Source organism: Nitrospirillum amazonense, from assembly GCF_007828045.1.
In the GTDB taxonomy this organism is placed as follows: Bacteria; Pseudomonadota; Alphaproteobacteria; order Azospirillales; family Azospirillaceae; genus Nitrospirillum; species Nitrospirillum amazonense_C.
The window spans coordinates 1-7,931 of the sequence record NZ_VITN01000051.1 but is presented as its reverse complement, the minus strand read 5'-3'; the positions used below and the strand labels follow the sequence as shown (position 1 = coordinate 7,931).

9 protein-coding genes and 1 pseudogene are annotated in these 7,931 nt (G+C 61.1%); 7 read left to right on the top strand and 3 right to left on the bottom strand.

Features of this window, described 5'->3' with window-relative positions; translation table 11 throughout:
• Positions 1 to 84 precede the first annotated feature (84 nt).
• Positions 85 to 318, bottom strand: a pseudogene (locus tag FBZ89_RS30280) (helix-turn-helix domain-containing protein); the annotation flags it as partial.
• A 32-nt stretch (positions 319 to 350) separates the two neighbouring features.
• Between FBZ89_RS30280 and FBZ89_RS30275 the strand changes: the two are divergent.
• From FBZ89_RS30275 to FBZ89_RS31090, 4 genes are all read left to right on the top strand, one after another.
• Positions 351 to 1,040: an efflux RND transporter periplasmic adaptor subunit gene (locus tag FBZ89_RS30275; protein ID WP_145754799.1), complete on the top strand. Its 690-nt coding sequence runs from the start codon at positions 351 to 353 to the stop codon at positions 1,038 to 1,040.
• A gap of 136 nt (positions 1,041 to 1,176) precedes the next feature.
• Complete coding sequence (locus tag FBZ89_RS30270) at positions 1,177 to 2,619, top strand: sensor histidine kinase (RefSeq protein WP_145754798.1); 1,443 nt, start codon at positions 1,177 to 1,179, stop codon at positions 2,617 to 2,619.
• Positions 2,620 to 2,790: 171 nt separating this feature from the next.
• Positions 2,791 to 3,342 carry a transposase gene (locus FBZ89_RS30265; RefSeq protein WP_211115425.1) on the top strand — a complete coding sequence of 184 codons (552 nt, stop codon included), beginning with the start codon at positions 2,791 to 2,793 and terminating at the stop codon, positions 3,340 to 3,342.
• 78 nt (positions 3,343 to 3,420) lie between these two features.
• Positions 3,421 to 3,669, top strand: coding sequence for a hypothetical protein (locus FBZ89_RS31090; protein ID WP_186457668.1), 249 nt, complete (start codon positions 3,421 to 3,423; stop codon positions 3,667 to 3,669).
• A gap of 352 nt (positions 3,670 to 4,021) precedes the next feature.
• Here FBZ89_RS31090 and FBZ89_RS30255 read toward each other — a convergent pair whose 3' ends face one another.
• Positions 4,022 to 4,429 (bottom strand): hypothetical protein, encoded by a 408-nt coding sequence (locus FBZ89_RS30255; protein WP_145754794.1) that lies wholly within the window; start codon positions 4,427 to 4,429, stop codon positions 4,022 to 4,024.
• 285 nt (positions 4,430 to 4,714) lie between these two features.
• Between FBZ89_RS30255 and FBZ89_RS30250 the strand changes: the two genes are divergently transcribed.
• Complete coding sequence (locus FBZ89_RS30250) at positions 4,715 to 4,987, top strand: helix-turn-helix domain-containing protein (protein ID WP_145754793.1); 273 nt, start codon at positions 4,715 to 4,717, stop codon at positions 4,985 to 4,987.
• 59 nt (positions 4,988 to 5,046) lie between these two features.
• Here the strand turns inward: FBZ89_RS30250 and FBZ89_RS30245 are convergent, their stop codons facing one another.
• Entirely contained in the window at positions 5,047 to 5,631 is a 585-nt protein-coding gene (locus FBZ89_RS30245; RefSeq protein ID WP_145754791.1) for a TetR/AcrR family transcriptional regulator, read from the bottom strand.
• 524 nt (positions 5,632 to 6,155) lie between these two features.
• Here FBZ89_RS30245 and csb2 point away from each other — a divergent pair.
• A complete protein-coding gene (csb2, locus tag FBZ89_RS30240; protein WP_186457667.1) occupies positions 6,156 to 6,809 on the top strand; it encodes a type I-G CRISPR-associated protein Csb2 in 654 nt (217 codons plus the stop codon).
• 466 nt (positions 6,810 to 7,275) lie between these two features.
• Complete coding sequence (gene cas4 / locus FBZ89_RS30235; protein WP_145754788.1) at positions 7,276 to 7,881, top strand: CRISPR-associated protein Cas4; 606 nt, start codon at positions 7,276 to 7,278, stop codon at positions 7,879 to 7,881.
• Positions 7,882 to 7,931: the final 50 nt, after the last annotated feature.

The following is a 7,931-nucleotide window of genomic DNA, read 5'->3' as shown; positions in this document are numbered from 1 at the left end:
GAACTGCTGCCCTGGCGCTGGGCACCCAAGGCCCCGGCAACGCCCGCCGCGGCGGCCTGATCGCCGCCAAACTGCGGCCTACGCCGCATGCTTACCGATCAGGCCATCTGGCCCCAGCGTATTGAAGGCCAGCACCCAGTCCCGGACGACTTGCAGACCAACCCCGCCAAGCTTGGCCGCCTCACTCCGGCTGCTCCCGTCATAGATCACGGCCAAGGCCAGCAGACGCCGCGTCTGGTCCGCGTCCTTTGAGCGGCGGGCAAGGAAACGAAGACTTGCGCTATCGTAATCCGGGCGAAGCGGCACAGGCACTGCCATGGCAAACCTCCAACGAGTTGCCAGAGTGACTCATATTTGCACCGCATTGGGAATCCCCGCCGGGAGTCTCAGTTACCGCAAGCTGGTATAAGCGCTATAGTGCGCTGCCCAGTGAAGTGGCAGGCGTCGTCCAGCAGATATCCGTGCGGACTGGCGATACCTTCCAGGAGGGTCAGGTATTGGTCACCCTGGACTGCGCATCACAGAAGGCGCAACTGCAGGAAGCGCAGGCTGCCCTGACCGCGGCCACGCAGCTGAAGGCGATCAACGAGCGAACCATGATCCAGAGCGGTATCGGCGCGCTTGCGGCGGCAACCGCCGCCGCCGAAGCGGTCAAGGCCGAAGCCAGCGTCCGCACCGCGCAACAAACGCTTACCAAATGTAGCATCAAGGCACCCTTTGCCGGCCGCGTGGTCGAACAGAAGGTGCAAGAACATGAATATGTCCAGGTCGGACAACCACTGCTGCAAATCCTGGACGACAGCGGTGTGGAAGTGGAATTCGAGGCGCCGCCCTGGTGGTTGGCTTGGCTGAAGCCAGGCACTGCTTTCCAGGTGGCCATAGCGGAAACCGGCAGGCTTTATCCCGCCCACATCACGCGAACGGGTGCCATGATCGCTCCCGGCAGTCACGCGGTCAAGGTGATGGGAGAAATCAACGGCCGGACGCCGGAGCTGGTCGCGGGCATGGATGCGAGGCTGATAATTAAGCAGCCGAAATAATCGTACCTTCAGGCGTTTGTCACCGAGGAACTGGCGCCACCAGCATGCGTCCGGCCCTGGGACCGTGCTTCGAATTGCCTGCCGATCCGTTATATGCTGGCGGCTTCCCCAAGCTTGCCCGGCGCCCCTTATTGCCATGCCCACCGTATTGATTGTTTTTTTTATCATGAAGATCCTGAACGCCGGCATTTCGGCGCTGATTTGGAATGCCTACCGGCATTTGAACGGCGTCCGGACGATCGCGGCAGGATTTATTGTCGGCGCCGGCGCCTCCATCACCGGCTTGCTCTACAAGCCGGGAACCGACTTCTTGACCGGCATGACCGGCTTCTCGACGGCGGTCCTGACCAATGCGGCGCAGTCCATCTGCATCAACGGGGCGATCATTTTTCTGGGCGAGCCGTCCCGGAAATGGCTGGTGCCGGTCTGTATCACGGCCACGGTGATCTATTGGCCGCTCATTCTTTATGTCAACGCAACGGATGGCGCCCTGCGCGCCCTTGCGGGGGCGGTCATCACTACTGTCGCCCACGGCGCCGTCATTCCCGTGCTCTGGCGGCAGAGAGGACATTGGTCCTGGCTGCGCCAAACCTTACTGCCATTCATAATTTTTCATCTTTGCCTCCAGGATGGGTGGGCCCTTTACCGGATCGGGCGGCGGTTGGCAGGCATGGTCGATCCGACGATGTTTTTCCCGTGGACGGTGATCGAGGCCGGCATGGCCCATCACCTCTGGTTTGCTTGCTTCCTGGCCATGCTGGGGTCGCGCCTGCGGCTGGACGTCCAGCAGCGCAACCGTGAACTGGCGCTGGAAATCGACCGGCGCCGCCATTTGGAACAGCAGCTAGCGGCCACCCTGGCCGCCGAACGGGAAATCAATGCGGAGCACCAGCAGTTGCTAGACGTCTTGGTTCACGAAATTCGCACCCCCTTGACCGGCATCGACAGGGCGACGGAAATGCTGGAGATCCTGTTGCCCTCCGTGCCGGATGCAACCCGCAAGCGGCTGACCAGCGTGCGTGACGGCGTGCACCGGGTAATGGATCTAGTTGACCGGATCGTGGCCGGCAAGCGGGGGCAGCGCCCCGCCCCCGTCGTCGCGGATCTGGAGTGGCCGCAGGTGCTGCATACCGTGCTGGAGGGCCTGTCGCACATGGATGCGGAGCAGCGCGTTCGCACGCTTCCTTCCCAACAGCCCCTTGTCTTCAGCGCCGACCGCGACATGATCATCGCCGTGCTGCGCAACCTGGTGGAAAATGCCCTGAAGTATTCCCCTGCCGGCGAGAACGTCACCATCACCGCGGAACGGAACTTTCGCGAGGTCAGCATCCAGATTATCGACCGGGGCATCGGCATTCCGGAGATGGAACGGGAATCAATCGGGCAACGCTTCTATCGCGCCTCGAACGCCCGGCACCAGCAGGGATTCGGGCTGGGCCTGTTCATTGTCCGCAGAATGCTGTCCCAGGCCGGCGGGACGTTGCGCCATGGCCCCGGCCCCGCCAACGCCGGTACGGTTGCCACGGTGATCCTGCCGCAGGACGCCTCAGCCACCACCCCCTTCCACCTGTGGCACTGACCGACCAGGAAGTGGCACATGGGGCGCTTAGCGGGAAGGTGAAGGCATAGGCTCGCACGCCGCCACGGAGCGACGGCGCCGGCTGGTGGCGCGGCGCTACCAAGTGGTTCGGCACCGGACACGGATCAAGAACGAGGCGCACGCCATCCTGCACGCCCATCTGATCCCGCCTTGTCCCATGCCGACCTGTTCAGCAAGGTGGGACGGGAGTGGCTGGCACGGCAACCGTTGCCCGATGATGAACGGGCCGCCATCGACCGGCACGTGCGGGAGTTGGACCGACTGGATGAAGACCTGGAGGCGCTGGACCGGGAGATCGCCCAGGGAGCACTGGATGACCCGGCCATCCGGCGGCTGATCACCATCACCGGGGTGAACCTGGCGGTGGCCAGTGGTCTGGCGGCGGCGATTGGCGACATCCGCCGCTTCGCCAGCCCCCAGAAGCTGGTGAGTTACTTTGGTCTCCACCCCCGTGTCCGCCAATCGGGACTGGGCGCCGCCCACCACGGCCGGATCAGCAAGGTTGGACGCAGCCATGCCCGCGCCATGCTGGTGGAGGCCGCCTGGGCGGTGGCGAAGGCGCCGGGCAATGCCGGCCACCTGCCCGACATGGACGCACTCAGGCGCCGCTTCTCGCCACCCCTCGCCACCTTGCCCGAGGTCGTGGTCAAGCTGGCCCCCGTCAGCGCCTACGACGCCCTGTTGACCGGGGGGGCCGCATGACCACCGTCAATCCCGCCATCGATGCGCAGAGGCTCAGCCTGATCCTGAACGAAGGCCGTTCACAACGCCCAGGTTTCCGTGCTGCCGTTCGACTGTCAGGCCATCTCGTCCTACCGCCCGCAGACACCGGCGACCGTGCGCAGCATTGATCACGCGCCGATCAATTTCGTCCCATGTCGCCACGGCATGCGCTGCATCGAAGCCCTGCCCAACCGTCAGGGCGGCCCAGGCGATGCGCGCCAGTTTGTTGGCGAGCGCCACCACCACGGTGTTCTTGTGGCATCGGCTCACGCCAACCGTTACGCCAACTCCTCGGTGTCGGCGTGATAGTACCGCGCCAGTGTCGCCAGCGGTTTGTAGCCGGTGATCCGCATCAACTCCAAGGGGGTGGGATAGATTTTCGCGAGGCGGTTGGTGGCCTCGTGCCTGAGGTCGTGGAAGGTGAGATCCTTCACGGACGACGGAATAGGAGAGTTTCCGAAGCCCCGCGTCAGGCGGCAGGGACTATTACTATTCGCGTCGTACGGGAGCCGGGCTCAACTGTCATGGGGTGAAAGAGGGGAGATTGGCAGATCATGGTGGAATCCTCGCAGACGCCCCGCTTTGAGTCAACGGGGCGCCTGCACGTTAGGGTTACGTGAATCGGAGGCCAGGCATTCCTTTTAAAATATACTCGTGGTCACCGGACGAGTTGGAACCCGCGCGATTGGAGTTCGCTCGCGACGCCATTGAAAGCAAGGCTGGCGAAGGCCTGCGGGAGAAATAAAAGCCCAAAACCTAAAAGCGGAATTAGGGCGATGCCACCTATCAATAGAATGAAGATTCTGAGTGCGTTCTCTTTTACATAATATCGGCCGCTGGACGACTCCAGGCCGACTAGGATATGGCGTCCAAAGTACCCCAGTGGTTTCACGTAATACAACGTGACCTGGTCGCCCATTGCCTCTGCCAGGAAGCCGTTCAGGCCGAGCGGGACGACGACCTTGGAAAGGATCGTCTTGTCCACGCGGATCACGCTGTACTCGCAGGCCTGCTGCGTCATGAGGTGGTCGCCCAGCAGCGTGAGATGCCCCGAAAGCACTTTCATGGCTCAGGCCTCCGCGTAGGCGGAGGGGGCGGGCGAACGGGGGATTGGCTGGGAGGGGGAGGCGCCGCGCAGGCACAAGCCTGGGCACACCGCGGGCATGGGCCCGGGAGGGAAAGGTAGACGGGGCATCGTGACGGGTCCTGGAAATACAGGGTGGACTGGATGTACGGCAGCGATACGCTAAGGCATTGGCGAAGATGGAATCTGCCGAAGGCTACCGTTTGGAAACGGCAATTGGGATATATCCCATGGTGTCGAGCTGCGCAAGAGGGTGTTTTCCGGGATATGGAAGACATCCGGGTCCAGTTCGGTACATTGCTGAAGAAGCTCAGGAAGGCGAATGGGGTGACCCAGGAAGAGCTGGCCTTCCGGGCTGAGTTGGACGTGTCTTACCTGTCTAACCTCGAAAACGGGCGTTCGAGTCCCAGCCTGGCCATGATCGTCGACCTGGCCTGCGGGTTAGGCGTGCAGCCCTTTGAACTATTGGTGGGGATGGTCGTGGACCAGAAGCCGGAGCGGGAAAGGCGGCCCGACCGCAAGCGGCGGAAGGACGAGTAGGCGAGGCAGGCGGTCGGCGCCTTTCGTAATCATCTCTGCACAAGCCATCACTGTCCCCATCATTTCCATTCAACGTTTGGGCTTAAAGACTGGTCAATTAGAGTGCTTATCATATTGGAGAATAACGGTTTTTCCGTTTCGCTTACGGTCATTGTTCTTGCTATTTCTATTATGAATATTATTCTGTCTGTTGCGGTTTCCGTCGAGATGTTTTTCGGAATATGTCCCATATTCTTTCCATTCGTCAAAATTAACTCAAGCCTTGTTCGGAGACTTTGGTTTAAACGTTTAAATGCCTCCTCAATTCTGGGCGATCTTAGTGTTTTTGCTCTTATTTCGTTATAAATAACACTGTAAATTCGGTCTCTATTTATGATTGTTGTTATTTTTTCCCTTATGTATTCTTTTGTATTGCAGTTGTATTTCCCATCGAAGCGCTTGCCTAAATTTTCTATGCATTTCTCGAATAATCTCAATATGATTTCTTCTTTATTAGGAAATATCTTATATATTAAATTGGGGTTTATCCCGGTGTCTTGGATTATATCGCGTATCTTGACATTCGATAATCCTTTATCGGCGATAAGTTTCATGGTTGAATAAAATATCACGGCAATATAATGATCTATTTGGATCTGGTTCATTTTTTTTGACTTCCATCATTATAATAGAGTTATAGTTGTATTATTTTTCGTGGCCGTCCTCGTTTTCGAATTGGGTGCGGAGATTCTGGGATTCTTTTAGTCGCTATCGGTGATGATGCGTCATTTTCTTTTTCCTTTATCCATCTCTCTATTTCCATAACGGAGTAAAGGCGGCGGCGGCCTATCTTGATTGATCTGAGATCTAGGCCGGGGAGTAGTGATCGATGAATCCCCAATAATTCTGATGTTTGTCGAACTGACAGGAGCTTTAGGTGCGAAATTTCAGGATTCATGACCCACCCTACGGACCGGTTCTGCTCAGCTCCTGCGATTTAGGCTCCGAGCATCCACCAGATAATCGGGCCGCCGGAGCCGGCAAGTGGTAAAATGACATTGGGGCTTGTTAAGCTTGGTGGTTCCGGTCGGTTCATTAAAGGGGGGCGGAGGACATGGACGGATCGGCTTCCGTTATGCAGCCGGAAGTGGCGCCAAGGCCCGCAGGTGACGCCCTGGTGTTTGGGATCATGGCGGCCTCCCGGCCGCTGTCGCGTGATCGCCTAACGGTCTTGCGCGCCGTGCGGGCGGCATTGATGAGCTTGGCGCGCACGGCCGACGGGGGGGTGTTGCCCCTGTTCTCCGGTCATGGCGAGGGGCCGGGGCCGGCGCGGCCGGGGGACCACCGCCATGTGTACATCGCGGCGCTGGACGATGATGGCGACGGCCGTCTGGACCAAATCCTGGTCATGGCCCCCTGGCGGGTGGATCGCGGCGTGGCCCCCACCGATGACAACCGGGCGGATTTCGCGCGGGTCACGGGCCGCCTGGCCCTGGTGCGCGCCGGGGCGGCCGGGGTGCTGACCCTGGCGCCGCCCCTGCCCCTGCCCGGGGAGCGGGGGCGGGTGTGGCTCAGCCGCACGCCCTACCGGCCCACCCGGCATCCCGCCAAGGGGGCCGATGCGGCGACGTTCGTGGTCGAGGACGTGCGGCGGGAGTGTGCGCGCCGGGGCCTGCCGGCGCCCAGTGGGGCGCAGCCCCTGATGATCCGGCCGGGACCGCGCGGCGGCCTGTCGGCCCGGCTGTGCCTGTCCTTCACCGAACCGGTGGCGGGGCCCCTGCTGCTGGGCCGCGACGCCCACCGGGGCGGCGGTCTGTTCTCCGCCAGCGTTCCGCTGGATTAGCCCGCGTGGCTGCTGCCATCGGCGGCCGCGAGCGCCTCGACACCCGCGAAACCCCGGGACCCGCTCGAATCCCAGCAACGTCTTGATTCGCTTCAGGTGCTTGGCCATCGTGACTCTGAAACCAGTCCTGGCGAGGGGGCGGAAACGGCGCCTGGAAGGACCCGCTCGAAATCGCCCGAAATTTCTATTATAAATCAACAGCCTCCGTAGCGGGGCCTTTCCCCGGCTGTAATGGCCGGGGCCTCATTGAAACTCAGCAGCCAGGGCATTCTTCAATTCATCAATCTCACTACTTTGCCCGGCTGTAATGGCCGGGGCCTCATTGAAACAAGACCCCACCATCGTTTTTAAAAGTGTACGTCACCCCTTCCCCCGGCTGTAATGGCCGAGGATCCAGCCTTTCGAGATGACAGCCCCGTGATGCGTGCTACTATCGCACATTGCAATCAGAGCGGGATTATCCGCCATGGCGGACGATCTTCCAGATAGGGACGGGCCCCCTGGTGTGCCGCCCCTGGGCCATCGGCAACTCGCTTTGCCCTTGCTGGCCCCATCGGCCGGGGTGGACGAGGCGTTGGTGCCGGCCGGCATGGTCAACGCCTGGGCCTATTGCCCCCGCCTGGCCTATCTGGAATGGGTGGACGGCGAGTGGGCGGATAGCGGCGATACGGAGGAGGGTCGGCGGGTCCATGCCCGAGTGGACGCGGGCCCCACCGCCTTGCCGCCGCCGGACGACCTGGCCGATGACAGCCCGCCCTTCCGCACACACGCGGTGGAACTGTCGTCTGAGCGGCTGGGCCTGGTGGCCAAGCTGGACGTGCTGGAGGGGGAGGACGGCTTCGTCACCCCGGTGGAGTACAAGAAGGGCCGCCGCCCCCATGTCGACGCCGGCGCCCATGAGCCCGAACGGGTGCAGTTGTGCGCCCAGGTCCTGGTGTTGGAGGAGAATGGCTATCGGGTGCGTGACGGCTTCCTGTGGTACGCCGGCAGCCGGGAGCGGGTGCCGGTGGTGTTTGACGAGGGCTTGTATAGCGCGACAATCTGTGTGAGAGGCTGGCGACAATCAGGATGAGAAGGGATGGTCGCGGCGTTGGAGGATTGCTCTATTTGTTTGTCGCTGGC